The sequence below is a fragment of the Salinisphaera sp. T31B1 genome, from assembly GCF_040361275.1.
GTDB lineage: Bacteria > Pseudomonadota > Gammaproteobacteria > Nevskiales > Salinisphaeraceae > Salinisphaera.
Map to the genome: position 1 here is coordinate 297,763 of NZ_APNH01000005.1, position 22,053 is coordinate 319,815.

Here is a 22,053-nt window from a genome sequence, read left to right on the forward strand (position 1 = left end):
CGAGAGCGCTTAGCTGTTGAAGGCTATCTTGGTGACAGAATAAGCGGGTTATGCCTAGCGCCGGCCAGTATGTGAGTGCTTCGGTTGAACTGCGCTCTTATTCAGATCGCCATAAACGGCCGGCCACGGCCCAAGCAATCAGAGCAATGGCACCGAGCATCAGCAACGTCGGGCGCGGTCCGACCGTCGAACCGAGCACGCCAGCCAGCGGATAGCCAACCAGCCAGCAGGCATGGGACAACGCAAACTGGGCCGAAAACACGCCTGGCCGGCTGCTGCTATCGCTGGCGGCGGTCAACAGGCGCCCGACAGGGGTCTGGGTCAGGCCCAGGCCGATACCCAGCACGAACCAGACGGCAAGCAAGCCAGCAAAACCCGGCAACCAGAGACCGCCGACCAGCAATGCCAGGCCGAGTAACAGGCCGCCGGCGAGCATTGCGGAGCGTTCGGAATGGCGATCCAGCCAGCGCGGTAGCCACAACGCGGCGAGCATTGAGCCCGCGCCCGAGGCCATGAACGCCTGCGCGACCTGCACATCGCCGCCGCCCAGCGTCTGGCGCACATAGACCACGGTATTGACGATAATCATGGCCCCAGCGGCGGCCACCCCAGCGTATAGCGCCAACACCGCGCGTAGCCTATGGTTGCCCAGATATCGACGGACGCCGGCCGATACCCGCTGCCAGACATTGATTGATCCCGTTTCGTCAGCAACCGCCGGTAGAACGGTCGTCACGACCAGCGCCGCCGAACCTAGAAAGGCGAGTCCGTTAAGCATGAACAACTGGTTATAGGACACGAGGAACAAAAGCGCGGTGGCCAGCGCCGGACTGAGCAGATTCTCCAGTTCGTAAGCCAGGCGAGACAGCGCCAATGCGCGCGTGTATTGGGCGTTATCGGGCACCACTTCGGGAATCGTGGCCTGGAATACCGGTGTAAAGCCCGCCGAGCAGGCGTTCAGCAGAAAGATCAGCACATAGATCTGCCATACCGCCGTCACCCAGGGCAGACACAAGACAAACCCGGCCCGCAGCAGGTCCAGCGTCACTAACAGCGTCTTACGCGGCAAGCGTTGAGCATAGCCACCAACCACCGGGGCGATCCCCACATAGGCGACCATCTTGCACGCCAATGCGATGCCCAGCACGCGTCCTGCGTTGCCGCCGGCCAGGTCGTAGGCCAGCAGCGCCAATGCGATCGTGGTCAGACCGGTGCCGATCAGCGCCGAGATTTGTGCGGCAAACAGATGTCGATAGACCCGATTACGCCACAGGCCGCCGATGGGCTTCGTCGTCATGTTGCAGTGCTTGAGTGATAGAATAGGGGGCTATACTATCTGAGTGAGCCACGGCGAGAAACCAAAGTGCATACGATCCGCGAGAAACAGAAGCTATTAAACCGAGTGCGCCGTATACGGGGCCAGATGGAGGCGGTTGAGCGGGCGCTCGAAGACGAAAAAGAGTGCGCCGACGTCATGCAGCGAATCGCCGGCGTGCGCGGTGCCCTCAATGGCCTGATGGCCGAAGTGCTCGAAGACCATATTCACGAGCACGTGGCCGCCGAGGCACTGGCAGCCGAGCAACGGTCCGAAGGCGCGGCCGAACTCATCGATATCGTCCGCGCGTATCTGAAATAACACCGGAGTTCGTCATGGCCGCCCAGAAAACAACCCCGTATCAGCCATTGGCCGATGATGCCCAAGCGAGAACGGTCGCGCCGGACGCCTCGCATCATCACGATCATGGCTCGCATGGCCATTATCATGGCGATGACGATCATGGGCATGATCACGACCATTCGTTCGAGTGGCCTGAGGCGTTGCGCATCGGCCTGGTGGCCTTGGCCTCGGTACTCGTGTGGTTTCGTGTCTGGGAACCGGTTTCGGCAATCAGCCTCATCGGCGTTGTCGGGCTGGTGATCGGCGGCTGGCCGATTCTCAAGGAGGCATTCGAGAACGTCATCGCGCGGCGTATGACCATGGAACTATCGATGACGATCGCGATCGCGGCGGCCGCCGCGATTGGCGAATTCTTTACGGCCTTGGTCATCACCTTGTTCGTGCTGGTCGCCGAAGTGCTGGAAGGCTTGACCGTCGGCCGTGGCCGCAAGGCGATCCGCGATCTGCTCGAGTTTCTGCCCGACGAAGTGTCGGTTCGCCGGGCCGGTGCGATTCGAGCCGTCGCGGCGCAGGAATTGGCGGTGGGCGATGCGGTCCTGGTCGCGCCCGGTGGCCGACTGCCGGGCGATGGCGTGGTGCTTTCAGGGCATTCGTTCGTCGACGAATCCCGTATTACCGGCGAATCCATGCCGGTGGAAAAGACCGCGGGCGCGCCGGTCTTCGCCGGCTCCATCAACCAGTCCGGCGCGCTGGAGATCGCCGCTGAGCGAATCGGCCGGGATACGAGTTACGGCAAGATCATCGAGGCGGTCGAACGGGCCGAGCAATCCCGCGCGCCGGTTCAGCGCCTGGCGGATCGTCTGGCCGGTTATCTGGTGTATTTCGCGCTCGGTGCGGCTGTCCTGACCTTCCTGATCACGCGCGATATCTATTCCACGATCTCGGTGATCATCGTCGCCGGGGCCTGCGGCATTGCCGCCGGCACGCCGCTGGCTATTCTCGGCGCGATCGGCCGGTCAGCGCGATTAGGCGCCATTGTCAAAGGCGGCATCCATCTGGAAACCCTCGGTCAGGTCGACACGGTCGTGCTCGACAAGACCGGCACGCTGACCTTCGGCCGACCCGAAGTGCAGCACGTCGTACCGGTCGCCGGCGTTACCCGCGAAGAGCTGCTCGATGCCGCGGCGGCCGCCGAGTTGCGTTCCGAGCACCCGCTCGGCAAAGCAATCGTCGCGTATGCCCAACGCCAGAACCGCCCGGCAGTCGAACCGGCCCGCTTCGATTACACACCAGGGCGTGGCATCTCGACCCAGGTCCGCGAGACCACGGTCCTGGTCGGCAACCGCCCCTGGATGGCGGATCATGGAATCGACGTGCCGACTGCGTTTGATCAGGACAGCGAGACCGGCTCGGAAGTCCTGGTTGCCCGCGACGGCCACCTGTTGGGCGCCATCGAGATCGCGGATACCGTGCGGCCTGAAGCACAACGCGCGGTCGAAGCATTGCACCGGATGGGTATCCGGGTGGTGCTGCTGACGGGAGACGCCCGCCGGGTGGCGGATGCCGTGGGTACGGCGCTCGGCATTCAAGATATCGAAGCGCAATTGCTGCCCGAGGACAAGCTGGCGCGTATTCAGGCACTCGTTGGCCTCAAGCACAAGATCGCTATGGTCGGCGACGGGGTCAATGATGCCCCGGCCCTGGCCCAGGCCGATGTCGGCATCGCCATGGGATCAGGCACCGACGTGGCGCAGGAAAGCGCTGACGTGGTGCTGTTGGGCAACGATCTCGAACGCTTCGTCAAGACGCTCGCCGTGGCCCGGCGCACGCGTCGCATCATCTGGCAAAACTTTGTGGGTACCATCGGCGTCGACGCGCTCGGCATTGCGCTGGCGGCCTTTGGGTTCCTCGACCCGTTGCTCGCAGCGGCGATCCATGTCGTCTCGGAGCTGATCTTCATACTTAACTCGGCTCGACTTCTGCCAGCACCTGAGAAAACCAGGACGGCAGCCGCGCCCGAATCCAAACCCGCGGCGGCATGAAGCGTGGCCGTCGCTTCACCGTGCATCGACATCTGCAAGCTCGACCGCAAGACCGACCTGTGTGTCGGATGTTTGCGCACGGCAACCGAAATTCGTCAGTGGCGCAGGCTCAGCGACTCCAGGCGCCGTCGAATCCTGGCCGAACGCTGCCGGCGTGAGGCGAAGTTGGCCTGGCGCCGCTGACGACCAAGGTTCCAATCGTAGTAACTATGGGCTCCATCGATTGGTCGTGGGCTAATACTCGAGCCACAAACCGCGACGCAGGAGTGCGGCGGTCTAAATCTTTTCTGTCATACGCTTTCCGGCTGTTGCAGCTTGCCCCGAGGCCTCGCGCAGGATGCCCACGGCCGTGTAACCAAATAAGAGCGCGACCAGGGCCCCCACGATCCAATCGGGCCATGGCACGTTGAAGACGAGCACTAGGCCACCCGCGACTACGGTTGCGGCATTGCCAATGGCATCGTTACGCGTACATAGCCACATCGCCCGCATGTTGATGTCTTGGTGACGATAGCGCATTAGAAGGCCAGCGGAGGCCAGATTGGCCAGCAGCGCTATGAAGCCCATGCCGATCATAATAGTGGCTACGGGCAATGCGCCGGTCACAATCTGATGAATCAATTGCGCACCAATGCCCGCCGCAAGTACAAGCTCAATCAAAGCATTTGTGAAACCGGCGCGGGTGCGAGCACGAAGCGTACGGTTGAGAGCGAATAGCCCGATCCCTAGACCCACCGCATCGATCAACATATCGACCGAATCGGCCTGCAGTGCGCTTGAGTGCGCCCAGAGGCCAACACTCATTTCGGCCACGAACATCACGGCATTGATTACCAGCGCCGCGATCAGGGCGCGTCGTTGTCCCCCGGACGCCTCACTGAGATCGCCGGCAGAACAGCCACAGCAGCTCTCGGCCATCGTCGAATTCCTCGTCTGTTGTGTTGCCGCCTGGCTACAAAGTAGCGACCGACGCCAGCCGATCAGGGTATCAGTGCGATCCGTCGCACCGGACTCGCAAGATACTTGCTGATCGAGTGAATGGCGATAGCCGAAAAGCGTCGATCCGTACGATCGGACAACGATCGCAACGCGGTAATAGTTTTTCAATACATAGCGCTACGGTTCAGCGTATGGGCGAGAACGTAGCCTGAACTCAATAATAAAGCATAGTAATACATTGATTGTTATAAGTTTTTATATATAGTGCGCCGCAAGCAACCTGCCTGTATCGCTTGAGAAATATCCGACGTGTACGTACAACCGCTGCTCTACACGCTGATCCCGGTGGCCGCAGCCGCACTGTCCGGGGCAGTGGCCGCCGTTCGCGTTCCGGGCGAACAGGCGACTAGTGCTGTACAACACCTGGCCGCCGGCGTCGTATTCGCGGCGGCAGCTATTGAACTTGTTCCAGGGGTGCTGCACTCGGCACCGTTACCCGCCATTATAGGCTTCGCGCTCGGGATTGTGGTCATGTTTGCCCTGCGCCACCTCAGTGATGCCGCGGAGCGGCGAGCCGAGCGTCGGGGATTGCCACTGTCGATCGGGCTGATCGTGACCATCGGCATCGACTTTTTCATTGACGGCGTGGTGCTCGGCGCCGGCTTCACTAACGACAGCCAAACCGGAATCTTGCTCACCATCGCGATCACGCTGGAATATCTGTTCGTCGGCCTTTCCGTGGCCGCGACTCTGCCCACCCGGGCGCCGTGGGCATTAATCGCACTCCCTACTGGCCTCGCGCTGTTCACGATAGGTGGCACCGCGTTGGGGGTGGCAATGCTCACCGGCGCCTCAAAGCCGGTTATGGCGGCCGTGTTGGGTTTTGGTGCCGTGGTCTTCATGTATTTGGTCACTGAGGAGCTTCTTGTCAAAGCGCATGAGCAAGGCGACACCGCATTTGGATCGGCCACTTTCTTCGTCGGCTTCCTCTGCTATCTCCTGATTGAGCAGGCGCTCGCGACGTAGAGCATGCGGCGCTTGACTCGTCGTTTTGAGCGTCAGGCGCTTTCCATGCCTTTATCGGCCACGGGTGTTCGTGCGCACGGCTGTGAGGTCGCCATACTTCGAATGGCGTTCGCGGCAACGATCAGGACCGGCCGCCTGAAATTATGTAACCAGGGCCGACCGATTCATCGTGAAGTCGGTCGTACACGGCCTCGTCGCGCGATAAAGCGCGGCATGTGTTTACACGGAGCATGCCAAGAGTCACGAACAACGCCACCATCACAGCTCCGGCGTTTCGGCCGATGCCGACCGGCGCTATCTGTATACCGCGCTCGGATTGTTGATGGCGTTCATGGTCGTGGAAGTGATCGTCGGGCTCATCGCGCAGTCGCTGGCGCTGATCACGGACGCCGAACACATGCTCACCGACGCGGGCGCCATCGGTCGGTCTCTGGTGGCCATGCGGCTGGCCAGTCGGCCACCCAAAGGCCGATTCACCTTCGGTCTGAAACGCGCCGCAATCCTGAGCGCGCAGACCAACGGGCTGGTTCTTTTACTGCTGTCGATCTGGTTCCTGGTGGAGGGTGTCATTCGACTGATTGAGCCGCCGCAGGTCAACGGATTGTTGGTCGGCATCGTCGCGCTGGTCGGCATCGTGGTGAACCTGGCCGCGACCTGGGCGCTGAGCCGTGCCAGTCGCGAGAGTCTCAACGACGAGGGCAGTTTCCAGCATATCCTGACCGATCTATATGCGTTTATTGCGACCGCGATCGCCGGTTTTCTGATTTTCTGGACCGGCTGGACGCGCTGGCCGCCCTGACCGTGGCCGCGCTCATGCTCAAGGCCGGCTACGGTCTGGTCCGCGAATCGGGACGTGTCTTTCTCGAGGCCGCGCCCGTGGGGCTCGACCCGTCAACACTGGAATCGGCCATCCGCGAAGTGCCGGGCGTGCGCAACGTGCGCGATCTGCATGTCTGGGAGGTGACTTCTGGCATGCCGTGCTTGTCGGCCGAGATCCACGTCGATGAAGGGATCGATTGTCATGGGATTCGTCGCTCGGTGGACGCGATGCTGCACGAGCGTTTCGACATCGCCCACAGCACGCTGCAAACCGAACACGTATCGTCGACCGGCGAGATCGAGACCGATCCCCATCATGTCTGTGTATTCGAGCAGCCGGCTTCGTAAGCCGTATGCGCGCGGTGTTTGCGCTGTAAGCGCTCACGTGAAGTCGTAGGCACGATGGTTGCCATGCCCGCCAGATACGCCTGCGTCGATTCCGGGCGGCGTGGGTCCGGTCCGCCGAACTCGAACGGCGCGAAGTCGAGGGGCTATAAACTCACGCGCTCAATGCGCGTCATGCAGGCATTGGTCGTGATCGGCCAGGATCTCGATCACCCGGCAATCGCGAACCCGGCCGTGCCGATCGCAATCGGCCATGCGCTCCAGTTCCTCTTTCAACGCCGTCAAGCGTGCGATGCGGCTGTCAATCGCCGCGAGCTGGGCGGTCGCGATGGCATCGGCCTGTTCACAGGAGCGCATCGGATGGTGCTGCATCTCGATCAATGTCCGGATGGCGTCGACCTCGAAACCGAGTTCGCGCGCATGCCGGATGAAGCGTAGTTGTTGGGCCGCCTCGGCGCCGTAGCACCGCCGATTACTGGCGGTGCGCGGCGGCTCGGGCAACAGACCGATCTGCTCGTAATACCGGATCGTCGGGATCTTCACCCCACTGGTTTCGGCCACCTGACCGATCGACAAGGTAGTCACGGTTTCCTCCTTATCCTATAGCCGCTATAGATATAGAGATTGGATGTCGCCGCGTCAACCATCAAGCCTTGTAGAAAATCAAGGCGTCGATAAATAACGCTTGATCCTATAGCGGCTAGAGCATTTAAGGTCTGAGGGCATTGAAGCACCGACGACGGATCGAGTCATGAGCACATTGGTAAACCAGAACCGCTATCGCATCGACGGCATGGATTGCGCGAGCTGTGCGGCCAAGATCGAAGGCGCGGCACGCCGTGTCAAAGGCGTGAATCACGTCGACGTATCGGTGGCGGCCCGCAGCATGACCATCGAGCATGACGACGAGGTCCGACTGGACAAACTGGAAAAACGGATCCGCACGTTGGGCTATGGCGCCCGCCGATTGGCTGCCGACGAAGGCTTGTCGCCGAGCGCCGAGTCGGCATGCTGCGAGCACGAGCACCGCCATGGCCAATGCGGGCATGGAGAGCCGGATGCGTTCGATGCCCCGCTGGAAAGCGATGACCAGAGGCGTGTTACGCGCTATCAGGTCCACGGCATGGACTGCGCCAGCTGCGCAGCCAAGATCGATGGCGCCGCTCGGCGTGTTAACGGTGTGGACGAGGTACAGGTGTCGGTTGCGACAACGAGCATGAGCGTTCGTCACGCGCCCGACGCGAACCTCGCCCGCCTTGAAAAACGCATCGGCGCGCTGGGGTATGGTGTCCAGCGACTGACCGCGAACGCACCGCCGTCCGACGCGCAAGCGCCGTGCGGTTGTGGCCATGATCACGCATCGTCTCACGATGAGCCGGCGGCCGATAGCGACAAAGCATCCAGCCCACCGCCTTGGTATCGCCATGCGAAGATCATGACGACCGCAGCCTGTGGCGCGGCGCTCGCGGTCGCGTTTGGATTGTCGCAGGTGATGCCGGCCTATGCCGTCTTCTTCTTTGGCGTTGCCATGCTGATCGGGCTGATACCGGTGGCGCGCCGGGCCATCACGGGCGCGCTGCTGGCCGGTACGCCGTTCTCGATCGAGATGCTGATGACCATTGCCGCGGTCGGCGCGGTCGCACTAGGCGCCACCCGCGAAGCAGCGGTCGTGGTGTTGCTTTTCCTGATCGGCGAATGGCTCGAAGGCGTCGCGGCCGGGCGGGCGCGGTCGAGCATTTCGGCGCTCGCCGACCTGGTACCCAAGACCGCACGGATCGTCGATCCGCAAGGCACAATCCGCGAAGTTGCTGCCGACACGCTCGACAAAGGCGTGACGGTTCTGGTCCGACCGGGCGATCGCATCCCCGCGGACGGCACGGTCATCGACGGTGAGAGTGCGGTTGATCAGGCGCCGGTTACGGGCGAGAGCACGCCGGTCACCAAACGAGTCGACGATTCGGTCTTTGCCGGGACGATCAACGGTGCGGCCGCGCTTCATATCCGCGTGACCGCCGCCGCCCAGGACAACACGATCGCCCGCGTCGTGCGGCTCGTGGAAGAGGCCCAGGAATCCAAGACCCCCACTGAACGCTTCATCGATCGCTTCGCCCGTTACTACACGCCGGCGGTCGTCGCCGTGGCGGCCCTTGTGGCCATCGTGCCGCCTCTGGCGTTTGGTGCTGCGTGGAGCGTTTGGATATACAAAGCGCTGGCGATTCTCTTGATCGGCTGCCCGTGCGCGCTGGTTATTTCCACGCCGGCCGCAGTCGCGGCTGCCTTGTCGGCGGGCGCCCGGCGCGGCCTGTTGATCAAAGGCGGCGCGGTACTGGAAACACTCGGTACTATCGGTGCCGTGGCCTTCGACAAGACCGGCACGCTAACCGAGGGCAAGCCGCGCGTGACCGACATCGTCGCGCTCGGCGACCACGACGAGAACGAGATCTTGCGTCTGGCGGCCGCCCTGGAACAGAGCGCGAGCCATCCGCTGGCCGCGGCCATTGTGGACGCCGCTCGCCGGCGCGCGATCACGATTCCGGGCGTCGAACGCGCCGCGGCCGTCCAGGGCCAGGGCATCACCGCCGATCTGAGCGAGCGCAGACTGTTTCTCGGCTCGCTGACTGCCGCCCGTGAGCGAGCCGCGATCGATACGGCCACCACGTCGCGGATTCAGGCACTCAACGACGAGGGTAAGAGCGTGGCAGTGCTGGTCGCCGACGATCAGGTGATGGGCGTGCTCGCCCTGCGTGACGAACCTCGGCCCGAGGCCGCCGCGGCCCTGGGCGAGCTAGCGCGGCGGGGGGTGCAGTCGGTTATGCTGACCGGTGACAACGCGCGTACCGCCAAAGCGATCGGTCGTCGTCTTGATATTGAGGTGCACGCCGATCTCATGCCCAAAGACAAGCAGCGGATCGTGCGGGAACGTCAGGCTCAGGACGTGCACGTCGCCAAAGTGGGCGATGGCATCAATGACGCGCCGGCGCTGGCGGCCGCCGATGTCGGTATCGCGATGGGCGGTGGCACCGACGTCGCGCTCGAGACCGGTGATGCGGCAAGCCTGCACGGTGATTTGCGCGATGTGGGCGACATGATTGCGCTCTCCCGGCGCACGATGGCCAACATCCGCCAGAACATCGGTATCGCTTTCGGCCTGAAGGCTGTTTTCTTGGTGACCACGATCGTTGGGCTGACCGGTCTATGGCCGGCGATCCTGGCCGACACCGGCGCGACTGTGCTGGTGACCGCCAACGCGTTGCGTCTTTTGCGTACCCCTCGGCGATCGCGCAGGACGAAACCGGTATCGGCATCCCGTGAATTAGCCCAAGCGTAGTCGTCGACGGGCGGCTGTGGCCTTGGTTGAAGGGCTCATCGCTTTTGACTGGAGCCCACTCGGAATTAACGAAAATTGCATCGACTTTCTTGAGACGGATTAGGGCCGCAATATGTGTAACGCCATCATGCAAACATATATTCAACTGTAACAATGAAAATCCACTCAGCGGAACACCACACAGCGTATCGGTCGTTCGAGCGCAGCGAAAACGGAGCTTCTTATGAGTCATGATCATAGTCATCACGATCACGGACATGCCATTTCTGCCGATGCGGATCGACGCTATCTGTATACCGCCCTCGGGCTGTTAGTCGCCTTCATGGTGGTCGAGGTCGTGGTCGGTATTATCGTCAATTCGCTGGCATTGATCGCGGACGCCGGCCATATGCTCACCGACGCGGGCGCGATTGGGCTGGCACTCGTTGCCATGCGCCTGGCAAGCCGGCCCGCCAGCGGGCGATTCACATTCGGGCTAAAGCGGTCTGAAATCCTGAGCGCACAAGCCAACGGCATCACGCTGCTGCTGTTATCGGTGTGGTTCGTCATCGAGGGCGTCATGCGGCTAGTCGCACCGCCGCAGGTCGACGGGTTGTTTGTCGGGGTGGTGGCGCTTGTCGGCATCGTGTTCAATCTCGGCGCGACCTGGGCTCTGAGCAAGGCCAATCGCGAAAGCCTCAACGTCGAAGGCAGTTTTCAGCATATCCTGACCGACCTCTATGCTTTTATTGCGACCGCGATTGCGGGCTTTGCCATCTGGTGGACCGGCTGGTATCGCCTGGACGCGGTGGCCGCGCTGATCGTGGCCGGGCTGATGTTCAAGGCCGGCATCGGTCTTGTGCGTGAATCCGGGCGCGTCTTCCTTGAGGCCGCGCCCGCCGGCCTGCATCCGACAACCCTGGATGCCGCCATCCGCGACGTGCCCGGCGTCTTGGGCGTCGAGGATCTGCATGTTTGGGAAGTTACGTCGGGCATGGCCTGCCTGTCGGGCGATATTCTGGTCGGCACGAACGCCGACTGCCATGCGATCCGGCGCGCCGTCCAAACGATGCTGCACGACGACTTCAAGATTGAGCACAGTACGCTCCAGGCCGAACATGTGACTGATGACTCGGCGCGTATCGGTACAAGGGAAGGTCCGGGCGATTCCTGTGTGTTCGCTGGCGGGCACGCATAAACGGTGTCGGCCGCGCGCTCTACTAGGCCCGCAACTGCCTTGCCCCTGTCCCGGGCGCTTTGATGGCGCCACTGATCTAAACGCGATCCCTTGAGGGTTCGATGCTCGTCTGGCTGAAGGTCTTTCATATCACTTTCATGGTCATTTGGCTGGCCGGCCTGGTCAGCCTGCCGCGCTTGTTCGTGTATCACGCCGGCGCGAAAGACCGACCAAGAAGTGATCAGAGCTCCGTGCTCTTGGCGGGTACGATCGAGCGGAATCTATCGCGGCTGATGTCGGTCGGAGCAGGCGTCACGATCATTGCCGGGGTGTGGATGCTGGTTCTCCTCGGGGGAAGCTGGATCGCTCACAACGGCTGGTTTCATGCCAAGCTCGTTCTCGTCCTACTTCTGCTCGGCTTCCATGGCTGGTGCCAGTTGCAAAACAAGAAATTTCGCGAAAACCGCAATCACGGCACGCGGGGTTACTTTCAGGCCATGAGCGCGATGCCCATCGTGTTGCTGTTCCTGATTCTCTCGCTCGTCGAGATCAAGCCTTTTTAGGCTTCCATGGGTTGAGTAGCCGGGAGTTCATATGGCGTGGGACAAAAACGAGTTTCGCAAGCGCTACAACACACTGGCCCGTATCTACGACCCCGGATTGGGGTTGTATCGAGCTGTTGGTTTGCGTATCGAGACATATCGACAAGAGACCGTTGCTGCGTTGCAACTTCGGCCGGGCGATACCGTGGTCGATCTGGGATGTGGTACCGGTTTGAATTTCTCGTATTTACATGCCGCGGTCGGTGACTCCGGTCATATTATCGGTGTGGATCTAACACCGGCGATGTTGGCAAAGGCGAAGCATCGCGTACAGAAGGCCGGATGGAATAATGTGACGTTGATCGAGGCGGACATGTCAACGTTCTATTTGCCGCCGCAGGCGAACGGCATTTTATCGACCCTGGCGCTGGCCACTGTGCCCGATTACGGCGACGTGGTCGCGAAAGTCGCATCCTCTGTGAATGCGGGCGCGCGGATTGCCAATTTTGAGTTGCAATGGCCGGAGCGCTGGCCAACCTGGCTGGCTCGGTTGGCTGTCTTTTTGAATCGGCCGGCCGGGGTGACACCCGATATCGTCAGGCGCCGACCGGCGACTGCGATCGAACGGTACTTCGAGCAGGTTGAGACCCGCGAACTTTATTTTGGCGCCGCTTATATCTGTTCCGGTACGGCTCCGAAAGAAAACTAATCACGAGTGCGAGTACCGCCCAAACCAGGCGCAAAATCACGTTTTTTCCTCGTCCATGCGCGATTTTTAGACCGTTCAGGCTGCATCCCAAGCCGTAGTGCGTTCTGAAAACGGATAGAAGCAAATCGCCAAGCTCGCCAATGGGTCGCCAATCGACCGGCCCACCACCCGTGGAACAAGGCGTTTAGCACGAGACCAAGCAATACGGCGCTCGCTAGGTTAGTTATCGTGCTGAGTCGGGTGTTCTTGAGTTAGGTATTTGCCTGCGCGGTAGCGGTCGCCACGAGACGTAAGGGTATAAGTGCGGCCTTATTCTTAAAACACCGAGCCATCCGTGGGCGTCGCAAGATTGGAAAGTGTCGATGCACGTAAAGGACAACAATCCCCACGCGGTAATAGGGTATTCAATACCGCGTACCGCGATTTGGCAGACACAGGACAACACAGCTCGGACTTAATAATAAAGCATCATAATACGTTGAATTAATTATTATTTTATATATAGTGCCCCCTCAGTGTCTACAGGTTCCGCTTGAGGGAACCCTGCCTTGTATCTACAACCGCAGCTCTACACGCTGATTCCGGTTGCCGCTGCCGCACTGTCGGGGGTCGTGGCCGCGATCCGAGCGCCTGGAGAACAGGCAACCAGCGCCGTGCAGCACTTGGCCGCCGGGATTGTATTCGCGGCAGCGGCTATCGAACTTGTTCCGGGCGTATTGCACTCGGCGCCGCTACCCGCCATCGTCGGTTCCGGGCTGGTGATTCTGGTTATGTTCGCGATGCGTCACATCAGTGATGCAAAAGAGCGACGGGCAAAGCGGCAGGGTTCGCCGCTGGCGATCGGTCTGATCGCGACCATCGGCATCGACTTCTTTATTGACGGCGTGGTGCTCGGTGCCGGCTTCGCTAACAACAGCCAAACCGGCATCTTGCTCACCATCGCGATTACGCTGGAATATCTGTTCGTCGGCCTCGCCCTCGCGGCAACTCTGCCGACCCGGTCGCCTTGGGCATTGATCTCACTGCCGACTGGCCTTGCCCTATTTACGATTGTCGGTACGGCATTGGGTGTCGCCGTGCTTACTGGCGCCTCAAAACCGGTCATGGCCGCCGTGCTGGGCTTTGGCGCCATGGTGTTCATGTATCTGGTGACCGAAGAGCTGCTTGTCAAAGCGCATGAACAGGGCGATACCGCATTCGGGTCGGCCACTTTCTTCATCGGCTTCCTCTGCTATCTCCTGATTGAGCAGGCGCTCGCGTAGCTACTACCACAGAGACTTAGCGTACGAGCTTTTCTGTTTCGTGAATTGACCGCTCGCTGCGATCTAAAAACCGCTTCCGCAGGAGGGGACCTCGTCTCATTCGGCGAGAAAGGCAAGGCGCCACACTCGGGCGGCGGCTCTCGACGGTCGTAAACCGTCACGACCGCTTCTCGTCACCTGTACTCGTCTCACAATCAGCCAGGTTTACTGATGTTTCGGCCTGCAACGTCGTGTGTGTGATCTCGAATCGCTCGTTGAGCACCGCTTGCAGTTGTGGGAGAAGTGCTTCCCACTGAGTCATGTCAACTGGCTGGACGTGGGCCGAGAGGGCATGGCGGCTCGATGACAACGACCAAATGTGCACGTGATGAACGCCTGTGACGCCGTCAATCTTGACCAATTCCCGCTCGACTTCTCTGACATCAATGCCCTTCGGGACACCTTCCATGAGTACTCGCAATACGTCGCGTAGAATGCCAACACTACCGATGGCAATCAACACGCTGATGAACAGTGATAAAAGCGGATCGATCGGCAGCCAGCCGGTCATATAGATAATCAAGCCGGCCGCAAGCGCGGCCACTGAGCCAGCCAAGTCGCCCACGACGTGCAACAGCGCCGCTCGCACGTTTATGCTTTTTTCGCCGCGCATCAGAAGCCAGGCTACGGCAATATTCACGATCAGGCCGACGAACGCGACGGCCATCACCGTGGCGCCGCCAACCGGTTGCGGATTGGCCAGCCGCTCTATCGCTGCAATAACGATCCAGACGACAATGCCGAACATGAACAGAACGTTGACCAGTGCACCTATCACTTCGGCTCGGGGAAGCCCATAGGTGTGATTTGTAGAGGCGGGACGCTGGCTCAGCCACGCCGCAAAAGCACCGATTCCTAGTGACATGGAGTCCGTGATCATGTGGCCGGCGTCGGCCACCAAGGCCAACGAGTTGGCCCATAGGCCGCCCACTACTTCGACGCCCGCATATGCGGTCGTGAATAACAAGGCAACCAACAGCAGGTTAGTGCTGCCGTGACTATGACTGTGGTCATGTCCTGACATGATTATCTCCTGACAGGTTGGGTCAATAATCCAAGGCTCTATATCTTGCCAAGCGGATTAGTTCGCATCGCCCGCCTGAGAGCGCGACTCGAAGGCTTCCAAACCCGAAATCGGATCCGAGCTTCCGTTATCGAAATAGCTGTTTTCCCGATGGCCATGGGTTTGCGCGGGTGCAATTTGGGCGGCCAATTGTTTTGAGAGTGTTTTCGCCTGCTCAAGCTGTTCGGGGCCTAGTACTTTCGGGAAAGCCTCGCGGTTCTTGATGGCAGCAGGAACACCTTGACTGGCAGCCAATTCAGACCAAGCGTACGCTTTGACGAGATTCTTCTCGACTCCTTTGCCGAGCGCATACAGCGCACTGAGGTTGTATTGTGCGATCGGCGAATTGCGAAAAGCAGCGCGCTCGAGCCAGCGGAACGCTTTTTCATCATCGGCTGCGACCCCACTGCCCGATGCGTATTTCGTACCGACTTTTATCTGGGCGTCAACCACGCCCTGCCTAGCAGCTCTGATGAACCACAAGAACGCCGTAGCCTCGTTCTTCGTCACGCCTCGCCCATCTTCGTACAGCCGCCCAATATTATATTGAGCTGGCGCATACCCCTGGGCGGCGGAAGACTCATACAAAGTTGCAGCACGCGCCAAGTCTCGGGGCTCGTTGGCCTCGCCTTTGCGATACAGCTCGGCCAAGCGGAACTGGGCCAGTACCAATTCGTGGTCGGCGGCGGCATGCAGCCATTTCGATGCCTGCTCGGCGTCTTTCTCGCTTACATCGACGCCTTGAGTCAGCAACAAATACATATTGTACTGGGCCACCGGATGACCCTGTTCTGCGGCGCGTTGGAACCACTCGCGGGCCTTGTCCTCGTCCTTCCTCAGTCCATCGCCGATAGCATAGGCTTTTCCGATCGAATTCTGAGCCTCCGCTTCGCCCGCCTGTGCACGCTCGTAGGTCTTGAGGATACGGGTCCGAACTGCTTCGTTTTCGACCGTTATATCGGGCGATTGATCGGCCGAGCAGGCGCTAAGCAGGACGGCACATATCAACGCGAGACCCGTCAGTTTACGGATGTCATGGCGGCTCATGGCGCCCCCATATCAGAGTCGTGTCCGCCATCGGCAATTCGAACGGCTCGACCGAGGTCGGACACAAAAACCCGACCATCGCCAGGGTGTCCGCTCCCGGTGCGGGCATGAGCGACGATTACCTCCACCACTCTATCGGCCAAGGCGTCGCCGACATCGATCTCCAGTTTTGCCATATCAATTCGTACTAGTCCGCCCTCATCTGTCGCGTGGCCGTATTCACGGAGGTGCACGACGGCGATCCCGGGCATTCCCGGGATCGCGGCCAATGCATCGATGACCTTGTCGAGCATGTGCTCACGCACGTAGGCTTTTATTTCTTTCATGGGTTTCCTCCTGTTTACACGTCGACTTCGCGCCGAGGTTCGGCGAACCAGCGGTAGATGCTCGGCAGCACCAACAGCGTGAGCAGCGTCGAAGTGATGAGCCCACCGATGACGACGGCGGCCAGCGGGCGCTGCACGTTCGAGCCGATACCGTCAGCCAGCAACAACGGAATCAGCCCGAGAATGGCGACCGACGCCGTCATGAGAACCGGACGTAGCCGGTGCTCGGCGCCCGTGCGCACGGCTTCGGCCATTTCCATGCCCTGATCGCGCAGCTGATTGATATAAGACACCAGCACCACGCCGTTTAGCACCGCCACGCCGAATACGGCGATAAAGCCCACGGCTGCCGGCACCGAGACATAGAGCCCGGAAACCCAGAGCGCGAAGATGCCGCCGGTGATCGCGAACGGCACGTTCAAGAAGATCAGGGCGGCATAGCGCAGGCTGCCGAACGCGCTGAACAACAGTAGAAAGATCAGCCCCAGCGTGACCGGCACGACCAGATACAGTCGGGCCATGGCGCGCTGCTGGTTCTTGAACTGGCCGCCGAACTCGACGAAATAGCCCGGCGGCATATCGATGTTGGCGTCGATACGCTGGCGCAGATCGCGCACCACGCTGCCCATGTCGCGGCCGCGCACGTTCATCTGCACATAGATCCGCCGGCTGGCCTTGGAACGCGATATTTTCTTCGGCCCGGTATAGACCTCGATATCGGCGACCCGCGACAACGGCACGATCTCACCGCTGCTACTGCGGAGCGGCAGCGCCCGAATGGAATCCAGACGCTCGCGCTGATCTTTCTGTAGGCGCAGGAAGATATCGAATCGACGCACGTTGTCGAACACCTGGCCGACAGTCGCGCCACCCACGCCCACGTTGAGCGTGCTGAGCACGTCATCCACGGCGATCCCGTAGCGCGCCAGCGCGCCGCGATCCGGCTTGACCACGATCTGGCGCTTGCCGCTTTGCTGCTGCGTGCGTACGTCGACCGCACCCGGCACTTGGCGTGCCTGCACACTCACCTCCTGGCCGAGACGAGCCAGCGTATCCAGGTCTTCCCCGAAAATACTGCCGACCAGCTGAGCCTGCACCCCGGAGAGCAATTCATCGGTACGCAGCTGGATCGGTTGCGAGAAGTTATTGGCCAGCCCCGGAATTTGCTCGTTGACCTTTTCCGACATCGCCGACTGTAACTGCTCGTAGGAACGACCCGACTGCCACTCATCCAACGGTTTCAGATTGACCGTGGTAGCCACGACATTGACCGGTTCCGGGTCGCCGCCCACCTCGGCGCGGCCGACCCGCGAGTAGCTGCCGGTGACTTCCGGGAAATCGCCCATCACCGATTCGACGCGCTTGCCGTATTCGATTGCCGAATCCAGGCTCGCGCCGGGCGGCAGGGTCGATCGCACCATGAACGTGCCTTCGCGAAGGGTCGGAACGAATTCCGTACCCAGCTGCGGGAAGATTGCCAGACTCGCGATGAACAGGACCACGGCCACCCCCAGCACCACGGCCGGCACCTTGAGTACCGCATCGCGCATCGGCCGATAACCGCGCTTGATCCAGCCGATCAGCCGCGGCTCACCGTGCACGCTGTCCTTCTTGAACACCATCGTGGTCAATACCGGCACCAGCGTGAGGGCCAGTAGCAACGCGCCCAGCAGGGCAAAGCTGATGGTATAGGCCATCGGCGAGAACAGCTTGCCTTCCACGCCCTGCAGGGTGAACAGCGGCAGGAAGACGATGATGATGATGGCCATGGCGAACGTGATCGGACGTGCAACTTCGCGCGCGGCCTCGCTGACCAGCCGGAGCATCGAGATGTCTTCCCCGGCGCGTTCTTCCATATGCCGGAAGATGTTCTCGATCATCACCACTGAGCCATCGACCATCATGCCGATACCGATCGCGAGCCCGCCCAGACTCATGAGGTTGGCCGACAGGCCGACCGCGTTCATGGCGATGAACGCGACCAACACCGACAGCGGCAGGCTGGCCACCACGATCAGCGTCGAGCGCAGGTTGCCGAGGAACAGATACAACAGGATGAACACCAGCACCGCGCCTTCGAGCAACGCATCCTCAACGGTGCCGATCGCTTTTTCGACCAAATTCGCCTGCGAATAGTAGGCGTTGATATGCAGACCGTCCGGCAACGAGGATTCGATCGTGTCGATCCGTTCCTCGACGTCAGCCAATACCTGCTGGGTATTGGTGCCAATCAACTTGAGCACATAGCCGCCGACGGCTTCTTCGCCGCTGGCCAGTTGCGTGCCACGGCGAATGGCCGCCCCATATTGCACCTCTGCAACATCGCCGATCGTGACCGGTGTGCCGTTATTCTCGGCCACCACGATATTGCGGATATCCGCCAGGCCTTGCGCGTCGGCCGCGATCCAGCCGTAGCCGCGCACGATATATTCCTCGCCGCCGCGTTCAATGAACGACGCGCCGACGTTGCGGTTGTTGGCCTCAAGCGCACCGCGCACGTCGGCCACGGTCAGGTCACGCGCCAACAGCGCATTGCTGTCGAGGCGCACCTGATACTGTTTTTCCTCGCCGCCAATCGACAGTACGCCGGTCACGCCGGGTACCGTCAACAGCTGCGGCTTGACGATCCAGTCCTGAATCTCGCGTTTTTCCATCAGCGAGAAATCCGCGCCGTCTTCGGCTTCCAGAGTGTACTTGAGGATATTGCCCAGGCCGGTGGTGATCGGCCCGAGCTGGGGTTCGCCCAGCCCGGTCGGTATCTCGCGGCGCGCAGCCGTCAGGCGTTGACTGACCAGCTGGCGGGCAAAATAGATATCGGTGCCGTCCTCGAAATAGACGCTCACCCGGGACAGGCCGAAGATGGACGTCGATTGCACCTTGTCCAGACCGGGCAGGCCGTACATGCTGATTTCGATGGGGTAGGAAATTTGCGTTTCGATATCGACCGGCGATAATCCGGGCGAGGCCGTAAAGATCTGTACCAGGGTTGGTGACGCGTCCGGGTACGCGTCTACCGCCAGTTGGTTATAAGACAAGTAACCGCCGATAGCCAGCGCGATAATCGCCACGAGCACCATCAGACGGTTCGCTATGGCATAGCGAACGATTGCATCAATCATGTGCGGCTCCGGATTAGTGGCTGTGCGCCGCGCTGCGGCCGCCGGCCGTCATCGCGGAAGCCAAATCGAAGGACCCGTGGGTGACAACCGCGTCGTTCGCGTTCAGTCCCTGGCGTATCTCGACCTGGCCGCCCCCCTCATCGCCGAGCTTCACGGGCACCGCGTGGAACGCGCCGGATTCATCGCCGGGCACGAACACGATGTCGCGTTCACCCATGCTCTGTACGGCATCGATAGGCACCAGCGCGAATTGGCGTTCGGATTCGGTCTGTATGCGGGCGGTCCCGAACATGCCGGTCTTGAGCACGCCGTCCGGGTTGTCGACGGTGGCGCGCACGCGCACCGTGCGGCTCTGTGCATCCAGTTCGGCCGAAATCCAGTCGACCGTGCCGGTGAAGGCCTGGTCGGGCAATGGACGAACCGTCAGTTTGACCGTCAAGCCTGTTTGCAGCCGCGGCAGCGACTGCTCATCGGCTTCGATAATCACCCACATGCGGCTGTTGTCAACGACATGAATCGGCGTTTCGTTGGCGCTGACCGATTGTCCCGGCACCAGATCGCGCTGCTGGACAACGCCAGCCATCGGTGTCGTGAGTGGGTAGCGCGACAGCGGCGCACCGTTGTTCGACCCGATATTGTCGATAGCGGCTTCATTCATGCCGTAGAGCTTGAGCTCGCCACGCGCGGCTTCGCGCTCTGCCCGTGCCTGTGAATACTTCGCCCGCGACTCGAGCAACGTGGCCTCGCTGATAATCTTGTCGTCGGCCAGCTTCTTGTTGCGCTGATACGCCGCCAAGCGGGTCTGGTAGCGCGCGGCTGCGGTCAGGTACGCTGCCTTCGACTGGCCCAATGCGACGCTGTCTAGGATCGCGACGGTATCGCCGGCCTCGACCCGAGCGCCCAGATCAGCGGTGACTTTGAGCACTTTGGCGCTCAAGCGCGGACCGATACGCGCCACTCGATCGCTGTCAAAGGCAACCGTGGCCGGCGCGCTGACCACTGCGGTCGCACTGCCCGATCCGGCCTTGCCGACCTTTATATCCAGTCGGCTGCGTTGGGCGGGCGTCAGATGGACCCGGTCCGGGGATTCTTCATCGGCATGATCCTCTCGACCAGCCGCGTTTTCGCTGTCGTGCGTCGGCTCGGAATCGTGCTTATCCGCGTTGTCGGCGCCCTGTTGCGACGCCTTCTCCGGGGTCTGGTTATTGGACGGCGGCGCGGGCTGGCCACCGGTGTCGCTACAACCGGCAACGGTCAACGCCACTGCAATGAAAAACAGGGAAAAACTGCTGCGACAAATCATTGATTGGGCTCCGAGGAATTGTCTGCGCTCTGCATCACGACCAACCCGCCCGTGGCGCGTTCGAGATCGGTGCCGGCGGCAATCAGGGCGGATAGCGCGTTCAGGTAGTCCTGGCGCACCGCGATGAGATTGTTCTGGGCCGTGGTGATCGCGGGTGCGGCCACCTGGCCGGCCGCGAACGAGCGGCGCGTGAGATCGAGCGTCTGCTGGGCGGCATTCAGGATTGCGTCGTTGAGTGCTGCGACCTGCTGGCTGGCGGCGTCATAGTCGGAAATCCCGGCCAGAATCTGCAGGCGCACCTCGCGCTGGAGGTTGTCCTGCTCGAGCTGCGCTTGGCCAAGCTGCGCACTGGCGCTTTTGCGCTCACCGGCGTAACGATGAAGAATCGGCACGTCGAAGCCGATACCGACGCCGGTAATATCTTCGCCGCCGCTGCCCTTGCCGTCGGCCTCCTGGCGGTAGAACCCGAATACCGTGAGGTTGGGGATGATCTGGCGTTGCGCGAGCGACAGCCGCTTTTGCGCGGCCACCACGCGCTGGGCCGCAGCGTTGAGGTCCGTGCGCCGTGCGACCGCGCGGGTGAGCAGTTGCTCGTTCGTGGGTAAATCAAGCGGTGCGAAGCCCAGATCGCCCTTGATCGCGAGCCGTCGCTGCGGGTCGATCGCCAACAGGTCGTTGAGCACCAGCCCGGCTTGGCGTGCCCGATTTCGAGCGCGCGCCAACAGTGCCTGCGCTCGACTCTGACCGAGCGTGGCCGCGTTGGCCTCCAACTGGGTTCCCGCGCCGGCGTCGAGACGCTTTTGGGCGTAGGTCGCCAGCTTGTCGTTGGCGTCTACAACCTGGCGCGCGGTATCCACCGCACGCTGTGCCACCAAGCGGGACAAAAAAGCCGCGCGGGTTCGGGCCTGCACCGAGGCTTGCAGGAAGGCGTAGTCCGCGCGCGCCGCGCCGACGTCGCTTTCGGCCGCGGCCTGGCGCAGACCACCTTGCCCGGCGATCCAGAGTTCCTGGCTGACCTGCACGCCGATATCGGTCGAATCCTGCAGCCGGCTACTGCGCTGGCCGGCTTCCAGTTCGACCCGCGGATTCGACGGGACCGCGACGTCGGCATGGATGGCTTCGCCGGTCAGACGCTCGACCTGAAGGCGAGCGGCACGTACGGCGGGATTATATTGCTGAGCCCACGCCAGCGCTGCGTCCAGCGTCAGCGGTTGGGGAATCTGGGTGACAGCGAACGCCGGGACGGCCGACGCCATTAAACACAGGCCAAACGCCAAAGCGCTTGCCCGGAAGTAACGAGTAAACATTGAGAATCCTCATCGCAAGAGAACACGGGCAAGAAGCCCGCAGTTGGGAGCGCGAAAGGATTC

Annotated in this window: 18 protein-coding genes and 1 pseudogene; 10 read left to right on the plus strand and 9 right to left on the minus strand. The window is 61.3% G+C overall.

The features are described 5' to 3' along the window. Positions 1-97: 97 nt before the first annotated feature. Complete coding sequence (locus T31B1_RS18120; protein WP_353250946.1) at positions 98-1,297, minus strand: MFS transporter; 1,200 nt, start codon at positions 1,295-1,297, stop codon at positions 98-100. A gap of 66 nt (positions 1,298-1,363) precedes the next feature. On the opposite strand from T31B1_RS18120, the gene T31B1_RS18125 reads away from it, so the two are divergent. Genes T31B1_RS18125 through T31B1_RS18135 form a run of 3 tightly spaced genes read left to right on the plus strand, consistent with a single transcriptional unit; the run spans position 1,364 to position 3,843 of the window. Then, positions 1,364-1,636, plus strand: coding sequence for a metal/formaldehyde-sensitive transcriptional repressor (locus T31B1_RS18125; RefSeq protein WP_353250947.1), 273 nt, complete (start codon positions 1,364-1,366; stop codon positions 1,634-1,636). 14 nt (positions 1,637-1,650) lie between these two features. Continuing rightward, a complete protein-coding gene (locus T31B1_RS18130) occupies positions 1,651-3,660 on the plus strand; it encodes a heavy metal translocating P-type ATPase (RefSeq protein ID WP_353250948.1) in 2,010 nt (669 codons plus the stop codon). 3 nt (positions 3,661-3,663) lie between these two features. Next, on the plus strand, positions 3,664-3,843 hold the full coding sequence (locus T31B1_RS18135; RefSeq protein ID WP_353250949.1) for a DUF1289 domain-containing protein: 180 nt from the start codon (positions 3,664-3,666) through the stop codon (positions 3,841-3,843). Positions 3,844-3,936: 93 nt separating this feature from the next. Here T31B1_RS18135 and T31B1_RS18140 read toward each other — a convergent pair whose 3' ends face one another. Next, on the minus strand, positions 3,937-4,767 hold the full coding sequence (locus T31B1_RS18140) for a cation efflux transmembrane domain-containing protein (RefSeq protein WP_353250950.1): 831 nt from the start codon (positions 4,765-4,767) through the stop codon (positions 3,937-3,939). A gap of 141 nt (positions 4,768-4,908) precedes the next feature. Between T31B1_RS18140 and T31B1_RS18145 the strand changes: the two genes are divergently transcribed. Further along, positions 4,909-5,625 carry a ZIP family metal transporter gene (locus T31B1_RS18145; RefSeq protein WP_353250951.1) on the plus strand — a complete coding sequence of 239 codons (717 nt, stop codon included), beginning with the start codon at positions 4,909-4,911 and terminating at the stop codon, positions 5,623-5,625. Between the two features lie 322 nt (positions 5,626-5,947). Continuing rightward, a pseudogene (locus tag T31B1_RS18150) lies at positions 5,948-6,792 on the plus strand (cation diffusion facilitator family transporter). A gap of 159 nt (positions 6,793-6,951) precedes the next feature. Here T31B1_RS18150 and T31B1_RS18155 read toward each other — a convergent pair. Continuing rightward, the gene (locus T31B1_RS18155) at positions 6,952-7,374 is read right to left on the minus strand and encodes a MerR family transcriptional regulator (protein ID WP_353250952.1); all 423 of its coding nucleotides are present in this window, start codon (positions 7,372-7,374) and stop codon (positions 6,952-6,954) included. A gap of 166 nt (positions 7,375-7,540) precedes the next feature. Here T31B1_RS18155 and T31B1_RS18160 point away from each other — a divergent pair, with 166 nt between their 5' ends. From T31B1_RS18160 to T31B1_RS18180, 5 genes are all read left to right on the plus strand, one after another. Continuing rightward, entirely contained in the window at positions 7,541-10,117 is a 2,577-nt protein-coding gene (locus T31B1_RS18160; protein WP_353250953.1) for a heavy metal translocating P-type ATPase, read from the plus strand. A 223-nt stretch (positions 10,118-10,340) separates the two neighbouring features. Continuing rightward, entirely contained in the window at positions 10,341-11,294 is a 954-nt protein-coding gene (locus T31B1_RS18165) for a cation diffusion facilitator family transporter (protein ID WP_353250954.1), read from the plus strand. 101 nt (positions 11,295-11,395) lie between these two features. After that, positions 11,396-11,836 carry a CopD family protein gene (locus T31B1_RS18170; RefSeq protein ID WP_353250955.1) on the plus strand — a complete coding sequence of 147 codons (441 nt, stop codon included), beginning with the start codon at positions 11,396-11,398 and terminating at the stop codon, positions 11,834-11,836. A gap of 31 nt (positions 11,837-11,867) precedes the next feature. Then, positions 11,868-12,524, plus strand: a complete 657-nt coding sequence (locus T31B1_RS18175) for a class I SAM-dependent methyltransferase (RefSeq protein ID WP_353250956.1) — start codon at positions 11,868-11,870, stop codon at positions 12,522-12,524. 548 nt (positions 12,525-13,072) lie between these two features. Further along, positions 13,073-13,786, plus strand: coding sequence for a ZIP family metal transporter (locus tag T31B1_RS18180; protein WP_353250957.1), 714 nt, complete (start codon positions 13,073-13,075; stop codon positions 13,784-13,786). 157 nt (positions 13,787-13,943) lie between these two features. Here T31B1_RS18180 and T31B1_RS18185 read toward each other — a convergent pair whose 3' ends face one another. The 6 genes from T31B1_RS18185 to T31B1_RS18210 are packed head-to-tail and all read right to left on the minus strand — an operon-like array spanning position 13,944 to position 21,990. Beyond that, complete coding sequence (locus tag T31B1_RS18185) at positions 13,944-14,849, minus strand: cation diffusion facilitator family transporter (protein WP_353250958.1); 906 nt, start codon at positions 14,847-14,849, stop codon at positions 13,944-13,946. Positions 14,850-14,906: 57 nt separating this feature from the next. Continuing rightward, positions 14,907-15,935 carry a tetratricopeptide repeat protein gene (locus T31B1_RS18190; protein ID WP_353250959.1) on the minus strand — a complete coding sequence of 343 codons (1,029 nt, stop codon included), beginning with the start codon at positions 15,933-15,935 and terminating at the stop codon, positions 14,907-14,909. Beyond that, positions 15,932-16,261 carry a P-II family nitrogen regulator gene (locus T31B1_RS18195; protein WP_353250960.1) on the minus strand — a complete coding sequence of 110 codons (330 nt, stop codon included), beginning with the start codon at positions 16,259-16,261 and terminating at the stop codon, positions 15,932-15,934. The genes T31B1_RS18190 and T31B1_RS18195 overlap by 4 nt, the downstream gene beginning before the upstream one ends. 14 nt (positions 16,262-16,275) lie before the next feature. Then, positions 16,276-19,380 carry an efflux RND transporter permease subunit gene (locus T31B1_RS18200; protein ID WP_353250961.1) on the minus strand — a complete coding sequence of 1,035 codons (3,105 nt, stop codon included), beginning with the start codon at positions 19,378-19,380 and terminating at the stop codon, positions 16,276-16,278. Between the two features lie 13 nt (positions 19,381-19,393). Continuing rightward, positions 19,394-20,683 (minus strand): efflux RND transporter periplasmic adaptor subunit, encoded by a 1,290-nt coding sequence (locus T31B1_RS18205; RefSeq protein ID WP_353250962.1) that lies wholly within the window; start codon positions 20,681-20,683, stop codon positions 19,394-19,396. Continuing rightward, a complete protein-coding gene (locus tag T31B1_RS18210; protein ID WP_353250963.1) occupies positions 20,680-21,990 on the minus strand; it encodes a TolC family protein in 1,311 nt (436 codons plus the stop codon). The genes T31B1_RS18205 and T31B1_RS18210 overlap by 4 nt, the downstream gene beginning before the upstream one ends. Positions 21,991-22,053: the final 63 nt, after the last annotated feature.